Below are 20,237 nucleotides of genomic sequence, written 5' to 3' on the forward strand. Positions count from 1 at the left end.
GTAAAGTGATATCACTTTCTATGTATTGATTAATCAGGTCGGATCAGACTGTGATGTAGTTTTATGAGTACTGCTCAGCTCTTTTATCCGCACGTGGAAGCTTTTGAAAGCCTGCCGAAGGACCGCCGTCCCCACCCGGCGCCGGATCAGCCGGGCCTGGGGGACAGGCTGCGGCGCACTGAGGCCAAACAGCGACTCATCCACCGCCGGAATCAGATCATTCAATGCGGCATACAGCTCCGGGTCGGCTCCGCGCTGCAGCCGGAGAAGGAAGTCTCTTGGCGTTTCACCGGCTTTTTTCCGCCATGGGCCTGAGCGGCATCTCCGGACCAGGCAATAGTACACCCCCGCCGGCATATTCCGTATCCGCCACAAGAAGATGCGCAGGTGCAGCCGGCGGCGCCATGCGGCCAACAGCCGTCTGAGACCTGCCCAAAGGGAAACCCGCTGACGCAGTGGAGCTGCGGCTGCCGGCCGCGCCGCTTTTCCGCCGATCCGCAGCTTTCCCAACTGGCGCAGCACCCAGACAAACAGCACCAGCAGCAACGCGCCGCAGAGAACCGCCAAAACAATTAGCATAGCCGGATTTGCCTCCAGGCTCTCCTGCGCGGCCTGGGGCAGTGAGACAGCTCCGGGTTCCATCGAAAGCTCTCCCTGCCCGCCCATTGGAATCAGGGAGCACAGGAAGAGCAAAATCTTCCACATCAGATCCGCCAGGAACCTGACGCCGGCAACAGCAGCGTTCCACAAGACCACCAAACCCTGGCCCGCCGGGGCGGCCGCAAAGCTGACAAGCAGCCAAACCAGGATAAAGATCACAAGAAACATGAGCGCCACAATTCCCCATCCCCGCGCTCCCATCTGGCTTCCAGTCCGGTGGGAGATGATTCCCAAAATGGCTGCGGCGCATCCGGCGGCAATGGGAAGGCTCCAGAGGGTGGAGGCCCCGGTGAGTGAGAGGTAGCCGATGAACAGCACCAACAGCATCAGGCTGAGATCCAAGCACAGGATCAGGTAGGACAGCTTGGGCGGTTCCATAGCCAGCTGAGCGCCAAGTATCGTCAGCCAGAGGCAGATGATCCCCACAAACAGCAGCGACACCCATCCGCTTTCGCCACCTGAGAGCAGAACTGAAAGGAACAGGGCAGTCCCCATGGACACATTGAGAAGCGTAAAGGAGCGCATGGTGTGCTCCCGATGCAAAAAGGCGCGATTCAGCCCATAGAGCACCGGGGCATAGATCATGAGAACCTGGGGATAGTAGGCGGCCGGGGTCCGCTCCCCCAGCGTCATCAGGTAATAGAGGGTGCAGAAGATACAGGCGGAGGAAAACAGGGTGGTCAACGCGGAGAGGGTGTGTTTTTCACGCATGGCCCTGACCCTCCTTTAAGCCGCAGAGGCACACCGTCTCAAAGCCTCCATAGGGCTCCGGCTCACAGTAGGTGAGCAGAGACAGACAGGTGTGATCCAAATGCCGCAGCAGTGTCCGATCGGTCAGCGAGGCGATATCATAGGAGATATAATAGAACCGTCCCACATTTCCCGCAGCCTCATACAGTGTGTTCGTATCAAAGGCGGGAGCTTGGAGAAGGATGCTCCCGGAATTGGGGTCCCGCTTTGGTTCCATAGGCTGATAGGCAGCCAAAGCCCAGAGCAGCTCCTCTATGTGGGAAGAGGAGGGGAAGAGGTTGACCGGTTCACACTCTGCCCCGCGGCAGAGGCTGAGTCCGCAGGAAACCTGGCGCTCCGAGAGCAGGACAAGCTCGGAGGCCAGGATGCTGAGGGCGTCCTCCATCTCCTCCGGGTGTGGATCCGGCCCGCTGAAGCTCTCTCCGTCAAAAAGAAAGTGGACCGTCTGAGGCAGAATTTCCTCATACACGTTCACCGTCAGGGGAAGCCCCTGAGCCGCCAGACGCCAGTTGATGTGCTTGAAGGAGTCGGTGGTCATATAGTCCCGGGTGGAGCGTATGATGGTCGGGTCCTCCATCACGCCCCGGGTGCCGCTCTCCGTGTTCCAGAGATTGCGCAAAAAAAGGTCCGGCGCTACGTCAATGAGCCTGGGGTATACCGCAAACCGCGCATCCTTGTGAATGGAGCGCTCCACCTGAGTCAGGCCGAAACCATCGCCGGTGCGCAGCCGCCAGCCCTCCATGGAATAGATGCCCCGGCAGTTTGCGATCCAGCGGCTCTGAAAGCGGAGCGTCTCATACCAGAGGAAAAAGGAAAACCGCCGCTCACCCACCAGCGCGGAGGAGGCGCCGCTTCGTTCCAGCACGGGAGCTTCCCAATCATCGGGGGGACGGCAGTCCTCCGGCGTCAGACAGAGGGTTTTTGCCAGGGGAAAGAAGACCTCCAGCCAGATCACAGGCAGAAACTTTTCATTTCGCACCTCTATCTCAAAAACAGCCGTCTCACCCGGGAATAAGCCACGGCCGGCATCGGAGACGGAGATGGAAAGCCTCCGAAGGGAGAGCACGGCCCACAGCCGGGAAACCCCGGAGAGAAGGAAGACGAACATCAGCGCGGCAGAGAGCTGCCTCTGATCAAAAAACGCCGCCAACACGCAAAAAAGCAGTTCCAGCCCCAGAGCCGGCAGGGAGACCAGATTGCTGGAACGGCTGAAAATCGGTTTATCCCTCATGATCCAGCGTGTCCAGGGAGGGGGACGCCTCGGTCTGCTCCAATACCTCTTCCAGAACCTTGGCTGGCGTATTGCCGGAAAACCGTGCGCTGCTCTTTAAAATCAGACGATGTTCCAGCACAGGATGGGCCAAAAACTTGACGTCGTCCGGCGTCACATAGTCCCGGCCCGACATGGCCGCCCAGGCCTTTGCGGCCCGATAGAGGCTGCGGGTGGCGCGGGGGCTTGCCCCCATCATCAGCTGAGGGTGGCTGCGGGTCCTGTCCGCAAGCGCCACGATGTAATCCGCCACAGAGTCGGAGAGGTGGATGCCGGCAATCTGCCGCTGAGCCGATCTCAGCTCCGCGTCACTTGTGACAGCGCGCACGGAATCAAAGGGAATCTCATCTCCAAGACTGCGGAGCATTTGCCGTTCCTCCTCCGGCTGGGGATACCCCATACTGATTCGGATCAGGAATCGGTCCATCTGGGCGGCAGGGAGGCGGAACGTGCTCTCCGATTCCACAGGGTTCTGTGTGGCCAGCACCAAAAAGGGAGAGGGAAGGGAAAAACGCTGCCCGTCAATAGAGATCTGGCGCTCTTCCATGGCCTCCAGCAGGGCGGACTGCGTGCGGGGTATGGCCCGGTTGATCTCATCGGCCAAGAGCAGGTTGGTCATGACAGGACCCTGGCGCATCTCAAAATCTCCCGTTTTCTGGTTGAATATCTGCATTCCGATGATGTCGCTGGGCAGCATGTCGGGCACAAATTGAACACGCCCGGAGCGGCAGCCAAGGGCAAGGGAAATGGTCTTCACCAGTGTGGTCTTACCCACGCCGGGCAGGTCATCCAAAAGCACATGGCCGTTGGCCAGCACAGCCATGATAATCAGCCTGATGCGATCGGATTTTCCCACAATGATCTTTTCCGTCTCAGCTTGTATGTCCTGGGATAGCTTGCAAATGTCCATATAGAATGACTCCTTCAGGTGGAAATGGGTGTCTATGCGGCAGAGAAGTATAATTATCTATTTCTGAGCTCAGCTCAGAAATAGATAGACCCTGCCTGCATTCCGCTGACGGCTAAAATCTTGGGCAGGCCCAAAGAGCTATATGCCGTAAAACATTATTTTCTATAATAGCCGCTTTTTTTACAGAAGGCAAGCTTTCCCGAAAAAGTACGCGCCGGGTTTAATGTTTAAAAGATAAAAAACTATAGAAGAAGTGCATGCAAAAAGGGGTATCACAATAAAGTGATACCCCTTAACAGCAGTTGATTTACTTGTCAAATGATGGGTTCATATAGTAGACATTCTTTTCATCCAGACGATCCTTCACCAGACGCAGGCCCTCGCCGAAGCGTACAAGATGGGCATAAGTTGGTTTCAGATGCGCCATTCGATTTTAATGGAATCGCTGGTGGCGTAGATGACCCGGATGAGCTGATCCACGGTCTGGCGCTTATCCTCGAAGCTCAGTTCATCCCACATGGTCAGATGGTTGCTGATCTCGGTGTAGTCAGCTTCCTTGTGAAGTTTCAGCTCGGAGATGCGCTTCATCAGTTCCTGCTTCTTACCGTCCAGTTCCTTGATGCGCCCGCTGATATAGCGGAACATGGTATCGTCAGCGGTGGCCAGACGGTCCATCAAAGCGCTGATCTCGCTCTCTGTCTGCGTCAATTCCACATTGAGAGTGGTGAGTTCCGGGTTAAGGATATTTCCTTTACGCTTTCTGAGAGAAGTGAACTGCGCCAGTTTCTTGAGCATCTCATTGTAGATAAGCTGTTCGAATTCGTCCGAGTAGATCGTACCGGGTCCTACACAGGCTCTGGAGTTCATTTTGTTAGAGCAGAGGAAGTATCTGGCCCTTGTGGTAGCATAATGCTTATCCACCAGCGCGTAGCCGCAGACGCCGCATTTGATCTTTCCAGCCAGCCATGTATTCTTGGCCTTCTGATACGGCTTGATTTGCTGAGCCTCCAGACACTTGGCGCGGCATTTCAGCCACAGATCTGCTGGGACGATTCCCTCATGGGGCGCCAATACCAGATGGTTGCCTTCCAAATTCATCTGCTTGCGGCCGGTGGAGTCCTGGCCCTTGTAGTAGTAGCAGCCATTTGTTCCGATAAAGTCGCCGGGGTCGTTGGCGATGATCGCGCCCTGGTCCCGGTAGAACTCGTAGACAGAGAGGTCCGCGCGAACGTAGATTGGGTTCCTCAGCACATCTGCCATACGAGTACGGCACCACGGTTTTCCATTCTTGAGAATACCATGCTCCTGGAAGTACCGGATGATATCGCCGTAGGAACATTCCGGTTTGGAATAGAGCTCATAGATCAGCTTGACCTGTTCTGCCTCCTCGGGATTGATCTCATACATGGAAGTCTTAACGCCTTCAATGGTAGTCGGCACCAACCGAAAGCCGTATGGGATCCGTCCGCCCATATAGAAACTCTTTTGACTGCGGGAGAAATAGGCGTCTGTGACACGTTTCTGAATGGTTTCACGTTCCAGCTGAGCAAAGACAATGCAGATATTGAGCATGGCGCGGCCCATCGGGGAAGAGGTATCGAACTTCTCGGTCGTTGATACGAACTCAACCTTGTACTTCTCGAAGCGTTCCATCATGGTAGAGAAGTCCAGAATCGAACGGCTGATACGGTCGAGCTTATAGACGACCACTTTGCTGATGATTCCATTTTCAATGTCATTCATCATTTCGGCAAAGGCGGGGCGGTCTGTATTCTTACCGCTGTAGCCTCTGTCGGTATATACTTTGTAGGCTTCACCTCGCATCTCATATTTGCAGAACTCGATCTGACTTTCGATAGAAATACTATCGGCTCTGTCAACGGATTGTCTTGTGTAGATTGCGTTCATGTTGTAGCTCCTTTCACATAGAAAAGAGCTGCTGACGAGTACATCATACCGCAGCAGCTCCTAAATAGCTATTACTTTCATGTTGATTTGTATATTTGATAAAAACCTCAAACAGCCCTTCCTCGATGCATCGCCGCTGTTCAAAGCGTTCCTCATCAGAAAGCTGAGGAGTGAGGTTTTCAATCGTGATGGTGTTTTTTCTGCCGGAAACAATATGCGCATCACTGTTATACGTGAATGGACGGGTAATAATAGATATCACCTCCAGGTTCGGGTACGCTTGATACATTGTATTTTTGATATACTTGTCCTATGCAAAAGGGGAGAGCCGAATGATTTCGGCTCTCCCCTTTGCGTCACATCGTCTGCTGCCAGGTATGTGTCTGCTCCTCCTCATGATCATCTGCTTTGTGACCGAGGGCGATTTTCTTTTCCTTTTCTCTGCGGAGTAGTTTGCTGTCAGCGCGATCGCGTTTTGTGGTACTGTCGATTACTGGAACAGCGGTTTGATCGCGTTCCAGAGTGTAGCCGAGCTGTAGCACATCGCCCACAAGACTGCTCCGATGATTGCCAGCATCGCTGACCACAGGAGCAGACTGCCCCAGGGAATGTACGGCATCCGAAACCGGGGAAGATAGAAAGATTTCTCTTTCTGCTTCCCAGCCTGTTCGACCATTTGCTCCAAATGCTTCACCGATTTCAGCAGCTCGTCCATCTGGGATCTGGATGGATAGTCGCAGGGCATCTCCGACAGTCGCTTCAGATACTCTGTCTGCCACGAATTCAAATTCTCCAGTGATTCCAGCCGATGCTCCACCGCTTCCGGAAGGGGACAGTGGACCTCGATGGGCGGCAGGACCGGTGGCGGTGTCTCCAGCTCCGGCTGTACCTGCGCGGGTCGGTTCAACGCCATTAGATCGTCCATAGATAATTTCTTCTCTGATCCTGAATTCATATTCCATATTCTCCTTCAGATATTTGTCACCGAACAGCATGCGGTCACGGCACTGCCAGCCGCTCGGCGTGGTGTAAGTGATATTCTTACGGGACTTTTCCCAGCGGACTTTACAGCCCTCACTCTCCATCAGCGCAATGAATTCCTCACGGGTGGACGCGTGGCGCATACAATCGTTGATGATATTCATGAGCTGCAGCTTTTTGCTCTGACTGCGGGCTGCTGTGTGATACTCCCCGGTAGTCATGATTTTTGACTTGTGCCGGCTTGGGTCGGGCATGAATACCGGAAGAGAAAACTCCAGGCATACCGCGTCGTTGCGCTGACGCAGTTCCTGGAGCTGTTCCTTTGCGATGTGCAGTTTCTTTCCAGTATCGAAATTGACAGAGTTGATAACGAAGTGTGAATGGATATGCTCGCGATCTACATGGGTGCAGACCAGGACCTCATGGCCCGAAAAATATTCCGCCAGCCTGAGCGCAGCGGCGTGAGCTGTGACCGGGTCTACTGACGCGCCCTTCGGAAAGCTTTGCACCATATGGTAAAACAGTTTGCCATCCGTTTTGTGATATAACCGCTTGGTAGTCATGAAGTCTGCGTAGACAGCGTCTGGTTCACAGTTGACGCCCGTGACCAGCCGCTGACCTTCCCACAGCGTTTTCTTTTCCTGCATAGTGTAACGCATAACAGCGCCCATGCACCCGGCGGTCTGTCCCCGCTTATAATTTGTGAAGGTGATGATCGCCATAACTCACCAGCGCTTTCGTTCCAGGATCATCCGGACGGCATCACGGAGTTCCGAGAACACCTGAAGTGTGCTGTCCAGATGAATCACTGTCACTCGTCCCATGTGCGCCAGGGTAACAAGCTGATTCAGATTTTTCCCGATGTATTTCAGCTCCTTCAATACTTCTTTTAGTCCGTCGATGACCACGACCTGTTTGCCCAAACAACAGGCCGTCACATAATTGCTCATGGACATACCGGACTGCTTTGCCAACTCCTTGATGGATTCCCGGTCTCCGGAAGTCATACGGGTACTGAATTTAATATCTTTTTTCATGTTGTTTCCTCCAAATCGTAGATGAAGTGGGTCTGGGCTTCGCCCGGAAATAGAGCGGAAGATGGGCAACGGCTGTGCCGGTGACCAGACAAACGCGATGCTGGCTTCCTCCGAGGGAGGAAATTCTTTCGCCGGACACCCGCGTTTCTCCTTTGGCCACAAACGGCCCAAACGGCGGTTATTTTGTCCCTGCGGGGGTTCACTCGTCATGTTCGGAAAAGCCCCTCAAATCGGCTCCTGTGGCCTCGAGAGGGTCGATAGGGTCAACTCCCTGGGTGTCGACACTTTCGGCACGGCGAAGCTCGATGAGCCGCTTTCCATTGCTGCGGTATACACGCACTGTGATCCCGGATTTTCCAAGCGCCGCAAGGCTTTCCAAGATCAGACGAGTGGCTTTCTTTGGCGTGATCCCAAGCGAACCATCAGGGTCGATTTTATTTGCGAACTCTGTGGGAGTGCCGATGTAGTCCGTGCGGTTCGACATGAATGCAGAGATGGCAGCAGTGATCCTGCCGCCGGGACTGATCTTGCTGTCACAGAGAAGCTGCCAGATATTGTCTTCGTTGCGTTCCAGCTCCAGCTCACGGTACTCGATATCACGGCCTATGCAGAAAAGTTTGGCACGGCCGCTGCCGCGTTTATCTTCTACCAGTGTGAAGCTGGAATCCACGGCACCGCTGATCGCCGTGGTTCCGGAGATGCGGTTGAACACATCCTCATCGCCTTCTTTGCGCAGATGGTGGATAAGCAGAATCGCAATGCCATGCCTGTCCGCTATCTTTTTCAGCAGAGAGAGGTCGCGGTAGTCATTCGCATAGGCGTTGTCATTTTTTACGCCTCGCACCTTTTGCAGCGTGTCGATGATGATCAGGACTGTGTCGGGGTGGTCATAGATAAACTGTGCCAACTGTTCTTCCAACCCCCGGTCGAGGATACTGCTCTCTGTACAGAAATGAACATTGGATGGAGCATCCTCTGTAAGTTGGCAGAGCCGGTTTTGGATACGACGAGTGGAATCCTCCAGGCAGAGATAGAGCGTTGTGCCTTTCTTTGTTTCCATACCCCATACCGGATCTCCTTTGGCAACGCTGACAGCCAGCCACAGTGCCAACCAGGACTTTCCCACCTTGGGAGGGCCTGCAAGTATATGCAGCCCCTGGGATATGAACGTATCCACTACAAAGTACAGCGGTTCAATAGGTGTGCTCATAAGCGTTTTACCATCAATGGTCTGCAGCGGTGTTGGTTTGCTCATATATGAAACCTCCTTTTCAAATTTTGAATACAAGAACTACAACCTCATAAAAGGTGGGAGCAGTATTCGTTTTGCATTTGAAAAGGTTTATGATATACTAAAAGCAAATGGAGGTGCGTGTGCCGATGGTGAAATATACGATCTATGAACTCTCGGCCAGAGCGGTCATGAGTTATGCAGAAGAAGAGAATAGAATTCATACATTCCGGTTGAATCATACTGCTACCGAGCACTGCAAGGTACCCGGAGCAAAGCACGAGCAGGACGACTGTGCTATGTTTTTTCAGCTTATGTGTCAACTCCATGGAGACCGGTATCGGGTGCCGGCGGATGCGTGCATTGCCGACCTTGCGGACATCATTTTTTATATGGACTTTACCGGTATCTTTGATCGCCGTGGTACAAACCAGACACAGAAAACCCGCCGCGAGAAAGCCAGGGACATGTTTCGCCCCGAAGGCGTTACGCTGGATTTTGGCAGCGGGCCTCACCGATATGTCAGCTTTGAACGTTCCGCCAGCATGAGCCGCAGATCCAGGCTCTCATTTATTCGTGCAGACCTGTATGAGCCAATGCGCCGGCGCATGATGATGGATATGACCCTGGAGCGCTGCCAGCTCAGTAAGCTCTATGCATACAATGGCCTGTTGTTTTCCAGCGGAATCCGGGTGGACGGCATTCGTATTGACAAGCCGCACCGCGTCATTGTGATCGACAACCCTACGAAAGTCGTAAAGAGAGTTCCCGTCATCACTGTTCGGGAGGGGTATGAGCCGGGGAAATATCATAGAGTAGAGACGCTGGAAGATGTGAAAGTCACTTGCTTCGACGGCGTCGGACTCATTTCTAAGGAGTACGCTGAGACAGTGGACAAGACCTACTGCGGCAGGCATAGCCATACTTCGTTTCAGATCCGCATGCCTTATATCAAAGGGATGCTGCATCAGGTAGACTTCAAGGACTTTTTGAAGCGTTCCGGTACACAGATCATTCAGGATATCTGGGGCGTAAATCACGCAGTCAAGGATGTGGACATCATCCTGACCCGCAGCCAGTTCAAGGCTTATGATTGGCTGCGGGAAAACGGCATGACCTGGCAGGATTACTGGAAGGCATTCCGGAAATACCGTCATGCCCTGTATATCACCAACGTGAGCAAGGAGGAACCAGAAGCGCTCATTGAACTGAACTACCAGTTTCTATCCACAGTGTCCATTCGACCAGAGGAATTCCGGCCTGCGGATCTTCCCAATGGCTGGGGTCACAGTCCGGAGAAAGATGAGAGGCGGTGGCTGACCAAGGCAACAGAGACTGCCTACTATGATTTCTGCGCCAATGAGACTTTCCGTCGAGAGTATTTTCTGAAGGGCTTTGACCAGCCGCGCAGAAGCCGAGCGCATATGCTTGCCCGGGTACTGCGCAAAAATCCGCTGTTTATTCAGGAACCGATCTATGCCGACGCATTGGACGCGCAAGCGAAAAAGATTTTAAAGGGTTACGCTGTGGGTCATCTTTTGGTGCCGGGTGATAACCGTTTCCTGTCCGGAGACCTGCTGGAACTGCTGCGGCAGCTTATGACGCCACGCATATTTCAGATGCCGGCAGAGCGTTCTTTCTGCGATGCTGTCAACGCTGATATGTTTACAGAGGACAGCTTCTATGCCCCCGGCGCTGTCTATGAACATGACGAAAGCTGCACCTTGCTTCGTAATCCTCACATCGCACGCAACGAGGAGCTTCAGCTATCCGTATACCCAGATGATGAACTCCGAGCTCATTATCTGGGGCATCTGACAGATGTCGTTATGGTGTCCGCGGATACGTTGGCGGCAGAGCGTCTGGGCGGGGCCGACTATGACGGCGATTTGATCAAAACCATTGCTGACCCTGTCCTGAACCGCTGCGTCAAGCGGAATTACGAGTATGATGTCTATCAGAAGCTTTCCAATAATACCAATCTACCGCTGCTGAAAATCCCATCTCTGTCAGCGCCGCTGTCCAACGCCAATGACTGGCGGGAGAGATTCCGCACGGTAGAAAACACCTTCGCCGCCCGCATCGGCCAGATCTGCAACGCCGCTATGGACCGCAGTGTTATTGCATACAGTGAGAATGCCGACCCGGAAGAACGGAAGCGGTACCGCCGGGAAATTGAAACGCTGGCCATCCTCAGCGGTCTGGAGATCGATGCCGCTAAAAGCGGCGTTCGGCCTGATCTGGATGAGTATATCGGTAAAAAGCGGGTAAAGCGCAGTGCGTTCCTCCAGTATAAATATCTGGCAGAACAGGCTGAGGAGACTCGGCGGGCCTGGTATGAACCGAGCCATAAGGAAAAGCTGGATGCTTTTTTTGAAAAGACAGACTGGAGCAAGGTGGGGTCTCATATTGAGCGGTTGCCGTATCTGGCGCGGCAGCTGGAGCAGAACACACCAAGAATGAAAGCCAGACCTGCGAAGGACAGTGAGTTGTTTGTTTTTGCACAGGAACGCGGTTGGAAAAACAAGTTGGACAAGCAGGTCCTTGCTTCTGTTTCTGAACTGCTGGGGGACTACGAACACTGTCTTTCCCGTATTCGAGCCTGCCGTATTCCTGTGAAAGACAAACAGAGAAAGATTGACATTGACCGTATTCTCTATGCCAGAGGACAGGAGGAATTATATGATTCTGACGAGCTGTACGCTTTTTTCCAGCAGCTGCCTCCGGAACGCATTACCGCACTGCGGCAGGCTATTTCCGACTGCCAGTGGCATTTCATGGCATCTGATGAGAGGGAGACATTTTTGATGGCGCATCTCCCGGAGGCAGCTGACTACTATGACCTGCTGACAGATTTTCGGAACAGCGGTTTTCGCGTTTTGGGCGATCTGGTCTGTGATGTGGATGATGAGAATAGCAGCAGAGAGCGAAAAAAGCTGATTCGAAAGGGAGACTCGCCATATTTCATAGCCATGATGGAGGCGTATATGGAGAATCCGTTTTCAGGAGATGAGCGTGCTGTGGTTTCCAAAGTGTGCCGAAAATATTTGGACAGGATCGTTCGCCCTGGTCTTGCTGTACGGTATGTGGTGGCTTTGGGCAAGCGGAAGCTGTTGTGGGACCTGCTGCTGGACCGGATTGAAGAGAATGTACTGGAGGTGCCCTATGCTGAATGAGTGGAAGGAGTTTTCAGATTATACCGGGACGGTTCACTATTCTGCCGTCAACAAGCAGGACACCACCTATCTGGGCCGGTTCACCTTTGACACACTGATGGATTTTGAGGGCTTGGCCCGGGTGCTGACCATCCTTGCCAGAGGATTTCTGTTCCATGAACCAGACGGAAGTTTGGCGGCACAGCCGCGTGGGCGAATCGAATACGCCCGCCGGGGTCTGTGCGCCTGGTGCAGTGTTCCGGACAAGAAAAAAGCCACTCCCAAAGCGGCATGGCAGTTCAGAACAGATTTCAGAGAACTTCACGGAGAGTTCCCTCGGTTGGTGGACGGGGAAGGCAGTGGTTGGTTCCATCGCCATGTACATGGGGTGATCGCTTTTGTGAAAGCGAACCTCGGCGCCGTATACAGCGGCACTCCTCAGAAGTGCGCCAAGCTGGAGAGCGGATTTGACGATGCCTGGCGGGACAAGGTCACGCAAATGCAGATGCCAGTATTCTCGCCCACCACCAAAGGGCAGTGGAGCTTGCGGTTTGAAGATATCCTTGCCAATGCGCTGGATCAGGGGCCTCTGCGCTGTACAGATATGGAGCTGCCCGACGAGTTGATGGATCGCATTCGGACAGCAACGCCAAAGGAAATTCCCATACACATGGTTACTGCCGTGGTGGCTTATTATATAGCCAACAAGCCGGATGATTCCGACTGGGTGGTGCTGCCGGTGGCAAATTTCGATGCTTATTTCGGAACGACCAGCTTCGGACGCAAGATCCTAAAACAGATTCCGCGGGAGATCATGGAACGTTCCAATACGGGTTTTGGTTTATGTCGTTATCGCATTACGAATGCGTTCAGATAAAATCACCATGGTGATTTTATCCTTTCGCTTGCATGAGAACTCATGGGATTATATGATTTTATAGTTTACAGAAAATGTGTGGAGAACTGGCGATGATGCGCACAGGGACTTGTCAGAGGTGTGGGAGAATGTTTCAGAAAGAGACCGTTTTGAGAAAACTTCAAAAAATTCTGTCCGGAAAGGAAAACAAGCTGTTTGATAATCAGGTTGGTTTTTATAACGCTATTTTCGGAATGACCAATCCGGAGGCGTTCCCAAAAGAACTGGTCGTGTATATGGAGACAGCAACGCACGATGGACCGAGAGAACGCAGAAGGCAGGAGATTGACTCGTTTTTCAAGGGCGGTCTGGATAACAGCTCCAGCAATATCGGAAAGCACATCAATGACGAACCGGGCATGGGCATCCCCAAATTCCACTGCGTCCATTACGCCCAGGCAGAGCATAAACGGGAGATCTGCAAACGCCTTGCGGCGGTGATCCGGTACAGTGCGAACCGCCGTGGGACCGATCTGGACGAGCTGTTTCTCCGCCTGAAGGGTGAGCTCTCCTGCGCGTCGGGAATTTTATCTCAGGCTGAAACGGCGGACAGCATGCTGTTGGCCTCTATCCTGTATGAGATCGTGCAGACCCATCTGGGGGAACGGCGCAGTCCCGAGGAGTCCGGGGAGGAGACGGCGTTTGGAAAGGTCAATATGAAGCGGCAGGTGGAGGAGTATTACCTGACCTGCGACTGCTATGAGGCCACCAGTATCGATTTCTTTTTCGCCCTGCGGCGGATGGCTGGGCAGAATGTGATAGCCTCCAGCAATCTGGCGGGCTTCTATTATGTGGGCATGGAATTCGTGGTGAAAAATGAGGCCGGCGGCCCCCATGGAAAGTATGTGGTGGAGCGCAATCTGGAACAGGCGGCCCATTACTTCAAGCGGGCAGCGTCCAGCCAGCCGCCTTATGCCCCCGCCCTGTATTCCTACGGCTATATGCTCCTGCACGGCGAGACAGGGGAGCTGTCTGCGGAACAGCGGATGGCGGAGTCTGAGCGGCATTACCGGCTGGCGGCGGCGCAGAAGTTCCACCATGCGGTGAGCGGCTTGGGTGATCTGGCACTGCTGCGGGCGGACCGGCTGCTGAAACAGCCTGAATCGGAAGTGCGTTTCAAAGATATCGTGACGGAACTGGCCGCCGCCATCGGATATTTTGACCAGGCGGAGCGGATGGGGTCCTTTTGGGGCCCCATCAAAGCGGCGCAGTTTCTGGAGAATCCTGCCTACGAGCCGTACCGGGAGCAGGCTCTGGCAAAGGCCGGTCTGACCGGAGAGCAGACCGCCCGGGCCAGGTGGAAGCAGGCGGTAGCCATGGGAAATGTGTTTGCAATGGATGAACTTGCCATGTTGGACCTGCGGCTGGGGTACATAGAGGAGGCCCGGGAGATGCTGGAGCAGGCGGCCGGGATGAATTATCCCAACGCATCTTACCATCTGGCCCGGTATTTCTACGGAGCGGACGGCTTTGGGCCGGATGAAAAGAAATACCGTCATTATCTGGAAAAAGCTGCCTATGACGGGAGCGCCAGGGCAAGCCTCGTCCTGGGTAAGCTGGCACTGGCGGCGCGTGACGCGGCGAAAACAACGGAGGAGAAGCTTAAACAGCAAAAGCTGGCCTTCACCTGGTTCCAAAAGGCAGAGGAACAGAACTTCAGCTGTTTTGAGAAGGATGTCTATGAACAATTACGGCAGTACAAATAAGCGGGAACTGTTCCGGCTGGTGGTGCGGCTCTCCCTGCCGTCCATGTGGGCCCAGGTCTCCTCGGTAGTCATGCAGTACATCGACGCGGCCATGCTGGGCCATCTGAATGCCGACGCCGCAGCTGCCGCGGGCGTTGTGGCAAGTGTGACCTGGTTGTTCGGCGGACTGTGCGCCGCCCTGACCACAGGTTTCGCCGTGCAGGCGGCCCAGGCCAGCGGCGGAGGAGAGCAGGCGCGCGCCAGAGGCATTATGCGGCATGGCCTTTGGGTGGCCTTCAGCGTAGGGATGTGTATGGCACTGCTGGGCTTGTGGCTCAGCGTCCGCCTTCCAGTTTGGCTTGGAGCGGAAGCGTCCATACACGGGTCTGCCGCCCGGTATTTCCAGATCTATGCCGTCTCCATGCCCTTTGTTCAGCTGAACGGTTACGCGGCAGGGATGCTGCAAAGCAGCGGGAATATGCGTGTGCCGGGGATGCTGACTGCCGGGATGTACGGGATGGATGTTCTGTTCAACTATTTGCTGATCTTCCCCACCAGACGGTTGGAATTGTTCCACTTACCGTTGACCGTCCCCGGCGCGGGACTGGGCGTGGAGGGCGCCGCGTTGGGAACAGCCTTGTCCGAGATCATAACCGGGCTGCTGATGCTGTATATGCTCCTGGTGCGGGAATCCGGCATGAAGCTGCGCCGGGGCGAGCCCGTTTTCGCCCCGGGGCTTCGGGAGGTCTTGGGCCGGGCGTTTCGTCTTGGATCGCCCATCGCGTTGGAACAGGTGGTCATGCGCTTTGCCCAGACAACGGTGGTTGGGATGATCGCACCTCTTGGGAACGTTGCCATGGCGGCCCACTCCCTGGCCATCACAGCGGAGAGCTTTTGCTATATGCCCGCCTACGGCATCGGCCTCGCCCAAGTGGCGATCACCGGGCGGGAGATCGGTGCGGGAGATAAAAAACGTGCAAGACAGATGGGCTGGGCCGGGATCGGCTTTGCGGCGATGGTCACCATCGCCCTGTCCGTGGTACTGTTCCTGTTTGCCCCGCAGCTCATGCGGATGCTGACGCCGGACCCGGAACTGATCCTGCTGGGAACGAAGATCCTCCGGATTGAGGCCTTTGCGGAACTGATGTACGGCACCCAGCTGGTGTGCGCCGGCATTCTGCAAGGCAGGGGAGACACCCTTGTTTCCAGTACGCTGATGCTGGGGAGCCTGTGGCTGGTGCGGGTGCCGTTGTCCATGCTGCTCATCCGCCCGCTGGGACTGGTGGGCGCCTGGCTGGCCATGAGCATCGAGCTGAACGTACGGGGCATCCTGTTTCTGCTCCGTTTCCAGTTTTCCAAACGCTGATTTTCACCATGGTAAGATGGGCCGCGATACGCCAAGGCTCACAGGAGATATGGTAGACTATCCATGTTATGGGTAGTCTACTTTTTTATTTGCCCGATCAACTGAGAACGGAGAGACAGATATGAGCTTGAAATTTTTGGATGTCATCAACTATGAGGGCGGAAACGACGTTCTGGTGTGGAAGCACCCCTGCGAGGACTTCAACACCGGCTCCCACCTGATCGTACATGAGTCCCAGGAGGCCCTCTTTATGTGCAACGGCCAGGTGGCAGAAATATTTGGCCCCGGCCGCCACGACTTGAAAACAGAAAACATCCCTGTACTGCGCCGCCTGCTGAATATCCCCACCGGGGGCGTGTCGCCCTTCCACTGCGAAGTCTACTACATCAACAAGTCCATCCCCATGGACCTGAAGTGGGGGACGCCTGACCAGGTCATCGCCATGGACCCCCAGTTCCATATCCTGATCCACGCCGGCGCTAACGGCGGCATGGGCGTCCAGATCGGGGACAGCCAAAAATTCCTGGTGAGCTTCAATGGCACCAACCGGGAATTTACCACGGAATCCCTGACCAGCTACTTCCGGGAGATGATCGTCACCCGGGTCAAATCACAATTGACCACGCTGCTCAGCCAGGTGAGTTTTACCATTGCCAATGCCCATCTGAATGAGATCTCCGCCGCCATGCAGGAGGTGCTTGGGGAGGAGATGGCTGAATTTGGCGTGAAGCTGGTAAAATTCTTCGTCTCCGGCATCCGTCTGGCTGATGAAGATTACCAGAAGATCCAGTCCGCCCTGTCCGACGCCAGCGCGCTGGGCATTTCCTCCATGGCGGAAAAGCAGCGCATGGATCTGCTGGGCTATAACTGGACAGATGAAAGAATGGCGGAGATCGCCAGGGAGTACGCCAAAAACCCCGGCAGCGCCAACAACGTGGGCGGCATGATGGCGCAGATGCCCCTGGCTTTCGGATTTGGCCAGATGCTCCGGGGAGCCGCCAAGCCTCTGATGGATCAGGCGTTCTCCCAGCCGCCCAAGGCCTTCGGCGGCCAGCAGAGCGCCCCGGCGGCGCCCGCATCCCCCTTCACGCCGCCGCCCTCTCCCTTCGGTGCGGCCCCCAGCCCGCTGAAAGCCAAGGCGGCGGAGCCTGCTCCCGCGCCTGCGGCGGCCGCAGCCCCTGCCCAGGAGGACCCGGTGGCCGTGCTGCAAAAATTAAAGGCCATGCTGGATGCGGGACTGATCCCTCAGGAGGTCTACGACAAGAAAATGCAGGAAGTGCTCAGCCGGATGTGAGGAAAGGAGCGGGATATGGGATATAAGATTGGATTTTCCATCGGGTATGGAATCGTAACGCTTGCCTACGGAGCCATTCTGCTTTTACTGACAGGATTTGCGTCGCCGGGCGCTTGGCTGGGCCTTGCATGCACGGTTCTGGTGCTGGGACTGTGTCTCGCCGCTGTCTGGAAGGACGCCTTCCGGGCCGGGATCGCCCATCTGCCAATGGCCCTGGGTGCGGTATTGACCATCTTTTTTGTGCTTCAGCTGGTGGTGGGTGTCATCGTCACCTTCCTGCCGCTCAAATGGGGCGCTATTGTGGAGATCGTGCTGGTGGCGGCCTGTCTGCTCTGCGGCGGCGGGACGGTGCTGGGCGGCAGAATGATCGCGGAGCGGGAGCGGGAAAACCGCGCCAAGAGAGCCGCGCGAAATGAGGAGGAAGAAAGATGAAGTGTAAAGCCTGTGGATACGAGGGAGAGACCTTCCCCCGCACCCCCATGGGAAAATACTGCTGCCCCCAATGCGGTGCAGGAAAAGAGGAGGCGGTCGGCCAACCGGTGAACCAAAGCGTGGCGGACTATGCCGCCATGCTGGAAGAGTTGGCAATGAATGCACCCAAGACCGATTTGGAAAAAACGAAGGAATTTATCCGTCTGGACGCCTGGGGAACAAAAAACGCGGCGTTTTTAAATCAGTTCCCGGCCGATACGATCGCAACGATACTCAACTTTGATCGACACTACCTGCGCGGAGAGGGGTGGCCCGATGAGCTGTGGAATCACAGTGTAAAGCAGTGGGTTTCCGTCGGGAACGGACGGACAGGAGCAAGCTTCCTCCCCAGTACATGCTACGAAGGTGCTCTGGGCTTTGAAGTTCTTTATGCGGCGGGCGGTGTTGTGGAATTTCGCAGAAAACTGCGAAAAGGTCTGTGGGACGATGCTGATGGAAAATGGCACACCTATTATGCGCCCTGCCGCTTCATCGACGGCGATGTGCGCCCCCTGTTCGACGGACAGCGGATGAAGCCCTCCGGACTGTTCAAGTCAGAAAAGGTCTATCGTTTCAAGGGATAAAGGAGAGAATACTTATGGAAAAATTGCAGTGCAGCGTGTGCGGCGGCGCTCTGGTGATGAGCGACGACGGAGAAAAGGCCGTCTGCGAAAGCTGCGGTATGAGCTTTAAAAAGGAAACCGTCAAGAAAATGATCATGGAGCTGTCCGGCCCGGTGAAGGTGGAGGGCATCCAGAACAGCGACTCTCTGGCTGACCGGGCAGAGACCTTCCTGCGCATGGGAGAGACGGGAAAGGCCCAGGCCGCTTTCCGGCAGATGGCTGACGAGTATCCCTCTGATTACCGGGGCTGGTGGGGCCTGACCCGAACCATGGACTGGGAGAAATACTTCCACGACGGCGGACTGGACGAAGCGGTTATGCCGCAGACGTGCCAGCGGGCGATAGACTTCGCACCGGAGGGGACAAAAGAGGAGATACGGGCCTATTTTGAGGAGCGGGTGCGCAGCGTCAAGCCGGACACGGACAAAAAATTGCAGCAGGAAGCCGCGGAACAGGCGGAACAACAGGCGGCAAAACAGGCGGAACAGGCAGCACGGGAGGCCAGCCAGCAGAAGATTGCCATTTACCAGCAGGCAGTGAAACAGGAGGAGCGGCGGGTGGAGGAAGCCCGAAACCGTGTTAGCTATCTTGAACTGACCATCCGTGTAAACGCAGATCAGATCAAAGACGAGCGGAAACTCACAAACAACCAAAAGACCGGCGATCGCCGGCCCATCACATTGGGAAATATCCTGGGACTCTTTTTCGGCGGCGCACTCACCTATGTTGTGTGGTTTGAGGAGTTTCATCCCATCGGGACACCTATCGCTACGTTGATTGGCCTTGGCCTGCCCCTTCTGTTCATTATCCGCCGCCTGAACCGGACAAAGGGCCACTTCGACCGCGCCAGCGAACTGAAGCAGGAATTGAAGCAGGCACAGCAGGAACTGCCCGAGGCCCGGAAAGCTCTGGAAGAGGCGAAAGCGGCCCTGGCGGCGGTGAAGGAAGCAAGACCTAACTGATGATTGGAGTGATTACATATGAAAAAATTACAATGTGCGATCTGCGGCGGAGCGCTGGTCATGCAGGACGGCATGGCCGTGTGCGAGAGCTGCGGCATGAAGTTCTCCAAAGAAGAAGTTAAGAAAATGGTGGTGGAGCTGTCCGGCCCCATCCAGATCGACGGCGAGGTCAAGGTCACTGGCGTGGAGGATGCCGACGCCCTCTACCGGCGGGCCAAAGATGCCGAGCGCATTGGAGAATTAGAAGCTGCGTATGATACCTACTCGAATGCCACAAGGAAATATCCCGGAGATGGCAGAATGTGGCTTGGTAAGGCAACTGTCCGGGTGAAGATCAAACTGGGAGAATGCGAAAAGGAACTATTAGAGTATCCTGCTACCGGTGATAATGATAAATGTTATTATCCTTATATATTCGATAACTCATTTGGGGATTTGAAGTGGTGCGATGAAATAGAAAAATACTATAAGCGGGCACAGTCTCTCGGCGGCGTTGCTGACGAAGCACAGCAGGGCCTGCTGTGGTTCCAAAATCAAAAGGAATCGGTGATCCAGAAGTACAAGGACAAGAAAAGGAAGCGCGACACATATTACTATTGGGAAAAAGCCAATGCAGAATTTCTGAATACCTTTCCCAGTATTTTTGCTAAGGAATACGCGTTGGCTTTTCTCCTGAAGCTGGATGTAAAGAAGGGTCGTCATGAGATAATCACCGAGACAGGGTTAAGGAAATTGAGTAGCGAATTCGACATGATCGAATCTTTTGAGGGCGTGCAGGGTAGTAAAATCCGTTTTAATTATCATTATTCTGGTTCTCGTCGTTATGCTGGGCGTACTACACATTATAGTGGATCTCGCTCTGGTTCGATTGATCTTCCGGAAGGCATGACCATTCAGGGCGATATCCGCCCCATGATGGACGGCTTCACCTATAAAACGGGCCTGTTCGGTGGTAAGAAAACCTATTCTTACGCCGACGACCCCGACAAGGACAAAGGCCCCACATTTGACGAGTAAG

The 20,237-nt window shown here is 54.7% G+C and carries 17 protein-coding genes; 9 read left to right on the plus strand and 8 right to left on the minus strand.

From position 1 onward, the window contains the following. Window positions 1-33: 33 nt before the first annotated feature. From KQI82_RS09940 to KQI82_RS09975, 8 genes are all read right to left on the minus strand, one after another. Window positions 34-1,371 (minus strand): hypothetical protein, encoded by a 1,338-nt coding sequence (locus KQI82_RS09940; RefSeq protein WP_216632605.1) that lies wholly within the window; start codon window positions 1,369-1,371, stop codon window positions 34-36. Further along, on the minus strand, window positions 1,364-2,641 hold the full coding sequence (locus KQI82_RS09945) for a DUF58 domain-containing protein (protein ID WP_216632606.1): 1,278 nt from the start codon (window positions 2,639-2,641) through the stop codon (window positions 1,364-1,366). The genes KQI82_RS09940 and KQI82_RS09945 overlap by 8 nt, the downstream gene beginning before the upstream one ends. Continuing rightward, the gene (locus KQI82_RS09950) at window positions 2,631-3,590 is read right to left on the minus strand and encodes an AAA family ATPase (RefSeq protein ID WP_216632607.1); all 960 of its coding nucleotides are present in this window, start codon (window positions 3,588-3,590) and stop codon (window positions 2,631-2,633) included. Before KQI82_RS09950 ends, KQI82_RS09945 begins: the two co-directional genes overlap by 11 nt. A gap of 414 nt (window positions 3,591-4,004) precedes the next feature. Then, window positions 4,005-5,498 carry a recombinase family protein gene (locus tag KQI82_RS09955; RefSeq protein WP_216632608.1) on the minus strand — a complete coding sequence of 498 codons (1,494 nt, stop codon included), beginning with the start codon at window positions 5,496-5,498 and terminating at the stop codon, window positions 4,005-4,007. 43 nt (window positions 5,499-5,541) lie between these two features. Beyond that, entirely contained in the window at window positions 5,542-5,787 is a 246-nt protein-coding gene (locus tag KQI82_RS09960) for a hypothetical protein (RefSeq protein ID WP_241426686.1), read from the minus strand. Window positions 5,788-5,854: 67 nt separating this feature from the next. After that, the gene (locus KQI82_RS09965; RefSeq protein WP_216632609.1) at window positions 5,855-7,201 is read right to left on the minus strand and encodes a relaxase/mobilization nuclease domain-containing protein; all 1,347 of its coding nucleotides are present in this window, start codon (window positions 7,199-7,201) and stop codon (window positions 5,855-5,857) included. A gap of 3 nt (window positions 7,202-7,204) precedes the next feature. Further along, on the minus strand, window positions 7,205-7,516 hold the full coding sequence (locus KQI82_RS09970; RefSeq protein ID WP_216632610.1) for a plasmid mobilization protein: 312 nt from the start codon (window positions 7,514-7,516) through the stop codon (window positions 7,205-7,207). 199 nt (window positions 7,517-7,715) lie between these two features. Next, window positions 7,716-8,771, minus strand: a complete 1,056-nt coding sequence (locus tag KQI82_RS09975; RefSeq protein WP_216632611.1) for an AAA family ATPase — start codon at window positions 8,769-8,771, stop codon at window positions 7,716-7,718. Between the two features lie 209 nt (window positions 8,772-8,980). Here KQI82_RS09975 and KQI82_RS09980 point away from each other — a divergent pair, with 209 nt between their 5' ends. The 9 genes from KQI82_RS09980 (at window position 8,981) to KQI82_RS10020 (ending at window position 20,236) form a co-directional block, all read left to right on the plus strand. Then, a complete protein-coding gene (locus KQI82_RS09980) occupies window positions 8,981-11,923 on the plus strand; it encodes an RNA dependent RNA polymerase (RefSeq protein ID WP_241426687.1) in 2,943 nt (980 codons plus the stop codon). Beyond that, window positions 11,913-12,779, plus strand: a complete 867-nt coding sequence (locus tag KQI82_RS09985; RefSeq protein ID WP_216632612.1) for a hypothetical protein — start codon at window positions 11,913-11,915, stop codon at window positions 12,777-12,779. The genes KQI82_RS09980 and KQI82_RS09985 overlap by 11 nt, the downstream gene beginning before the upstream one ends. A 275-nt stretch (window positions 12,780-13,054) precedes the next feature. After that, a complete protein-coding gene (locus tag KQI82_RS09990) occupies window positions 13,055-14,524 on the plus strand; it encodes a tetratricopeptide repeat protein (protein WP_216632613.1) in 1,470 nt (489 codons plus the stop codon). After that, window positions 14,493-15,869: an MATE family efflux transporter gene (locus tag KQI82_RS09995; protein WP_216632614.1), complete on the plus strand. Its 1,377-nt coding sequence runs from the start codon at window positions 14,493-14,495 to the stop codon at window positions 15,867-15,869. The genes KQI82_RS09990 and KQI82_RS09995 overlap by 32 nt, the downstream gene beginning before the upstream one ends. A 121-nt stretch (window positions 15,870-15,990) precedes the next feature. Continuing rightward, window positions 15,991-17,163, plus strand: coding sequence for an SPFH domain-containing protein (locus tag KQI82_RS10000; RefSeq protein ID WP_216632615.1), 1,173 nt, complete (start codon window positions 15,991-15,993; stop codon window positions 17,161-17,163). 15 nt (window positions 17,164-17,178) lie between these two features. Further along, the gene (locus tag KQI82_RS10005) at window positions 17,179-17,595 is read left to right on the plus strand and encodes a hypothetical protein (protein ID WP_216632616.1); all 417 of its coding nucleotides are present in this window, start codon (window positions 17,179-17,181) and stop codon (window positions 17,593-17,595) included. Next, window positions 17,592-18,218 (plus strand): hypothetical protein, encoded by a 627-nt coding sequence (locus KQI82_RS10010; protein WP_216632617.1) that lies wholly within the window; start codon window positions 17,592-17,594, stop codon window positions 18,216-18,218. Before KQI82_RS10005 ends, KQI82_RS10010 begins: the two co-directional genes overlap by 4 nt. A 14-nt stretch (window positions 18,219-18,232) precedes the next feature. Next, window positions 18,233-19,219 (plus strand): hypothetical protein, encoded by a 987-nt coding sequence (locus KQI82_RS10015; protein ID WP_216632618.1) that lies wholly within the window; start codon window positions 18,233-18,235, stop codon window positions 19,217-19,219. Window positions 19,220-19,237: 18 nt separating this feature from the next. Continuing rightward, window positions 19,238-20,236, plus strand: a complete 999-nt coding sequence (locus KQI82_RS10020; RefSeq protein ID WP_216632619.1) for a tetratricopeptide repeat protein — start codon at window positions 19,238-19,240, stop codon at window positions 20,234-20,236. The last annotated feature ends 1 nt before the right edge of the window (window position 20,237 follow it).

It is taken from the genome of Dysosmobacter acutus, assembly GCF_018919205.1.
GTDB lineage: Bacteria > Bacillota > Clostridia > Oscillospirales > Oscillospiraceae > Oscillibacter > Oscillibacter acutus.

Excerpts from the sequence above, each read along its gene's own strand:
- KQI82_RS09940 (WP_216632605.1), bottom strand. The coding sequence starts at position 1,371 with ATGCGTGAAAAACACACCCTCTCCGCGTTGACCACCCTGTTTTCCTCC.
- KQI82_RS09945 (WP_216632606.1), bottom strand. The coding sequence starts at position 2,641 with ATGAGGGATAAACCGATTTTCAGCCGTTCCAGCAATCTGGTCTCCCTG.
- KQI82_RS09950 (WP_216632607.1), bottom strand. The coding sequence starts at position 3,590 with ATGGACATTTGCAAGCTATCCCAGGACATACAAGCTGAGACGGAAAAG.
- KQI82_RS09955 (WP_216632608.1), bottom strand. The coding sequence starts at position 5,498 with ATGAACGCAATCTACACAAGACAATCCGTTGACAGAGCCGATAGTATT.
- KQI82_RS09960 (WP_241426686.1), bottom strand. The coding sequence starts at position 5,787 with ATGTATCAAGCGTACCCGAACCTGGAGGTGATATCTATTATTACCCGT.
- KQI82_RS09965 (WP_216632609.1), bottom strand. The coding sequence starts at position 7,201 with ATGGCGATCATCACCTTCACAAATTATAAGCGGGGACAGACCGCCGGG.
- KQI82_RS09970 (WP_216632610.1), bottom strand. The coding sequence starts at position 7,516 with ATGAAAAAAGATATTAAATTCAGTACCCGTATGACTTCCGGAGACCGG.
- KQI82_RS09975 (WP_216632611.1), bottom strand. The coding sequence starts at position 8,771 with ATGAGCAAACCAACACCGCTGCAGACCATTGATGGTAAAACGCTTATG.
- KQI82_RS09985 (WP_216632612.1), top strand. The coding sequence starts at position 11,913 with ATGCTGAATGAGTGGAAGGAGTTTTCAGATTATACCGGGACGGTTCAC.
- KQI82_RS09990 (WP_216632613.1), top strand. The coding sequence starts at position 13,055 with ATGGAGACAGCAACGCACGATGGACCGAGAGAACGCAGAAGGCAGGAG.
- KQI82_RS09995 (WP_216632614.1), top strand. The coding sequence starts at position 14,493 with ATGTCTATGAACAATTACGGCAGTACAAATAAGCGGGAACTGTTCCGG.
- KQI82_RS10000 (WP_216632615.1), top strand. The coding sequence starts at position 15,991 with ATGAGCTTGAAATTTTTGGATGTCATCAACTATGAGGGCGGAAACGAC.
- KQI82_RS10005 (WP_216632616.1), top strand. The coding sequence starts at position 17,179 with ATGGGATATAAGATTGGATTTTCCATCGGGTATGGAATCGTAACGCTT.
- KQI82_RS10010 (WP_216632617.1), top strand. The coding sequence starts at position 17,592 with ATGAAGTGTAAAGCCTGTGGATACGAGGGAGAGACCTTCCCCCGCACC.
- KQI82_RS10015 (WP_216632618.1), top strand. The coding sequence starts at position 18,233 with ATGGAAAAATTGCAGTGCAGCGTGTGCGGCGGCGCTCTGGTGATGAGC.
- KQI82_RS10020 (WP_216632619.1), top strand. The coding sequence starts at position 19,238 with ATGAAAAAATTACAATGTGCGATCTGCGGCGGAGCGCTGGTCATGCAG.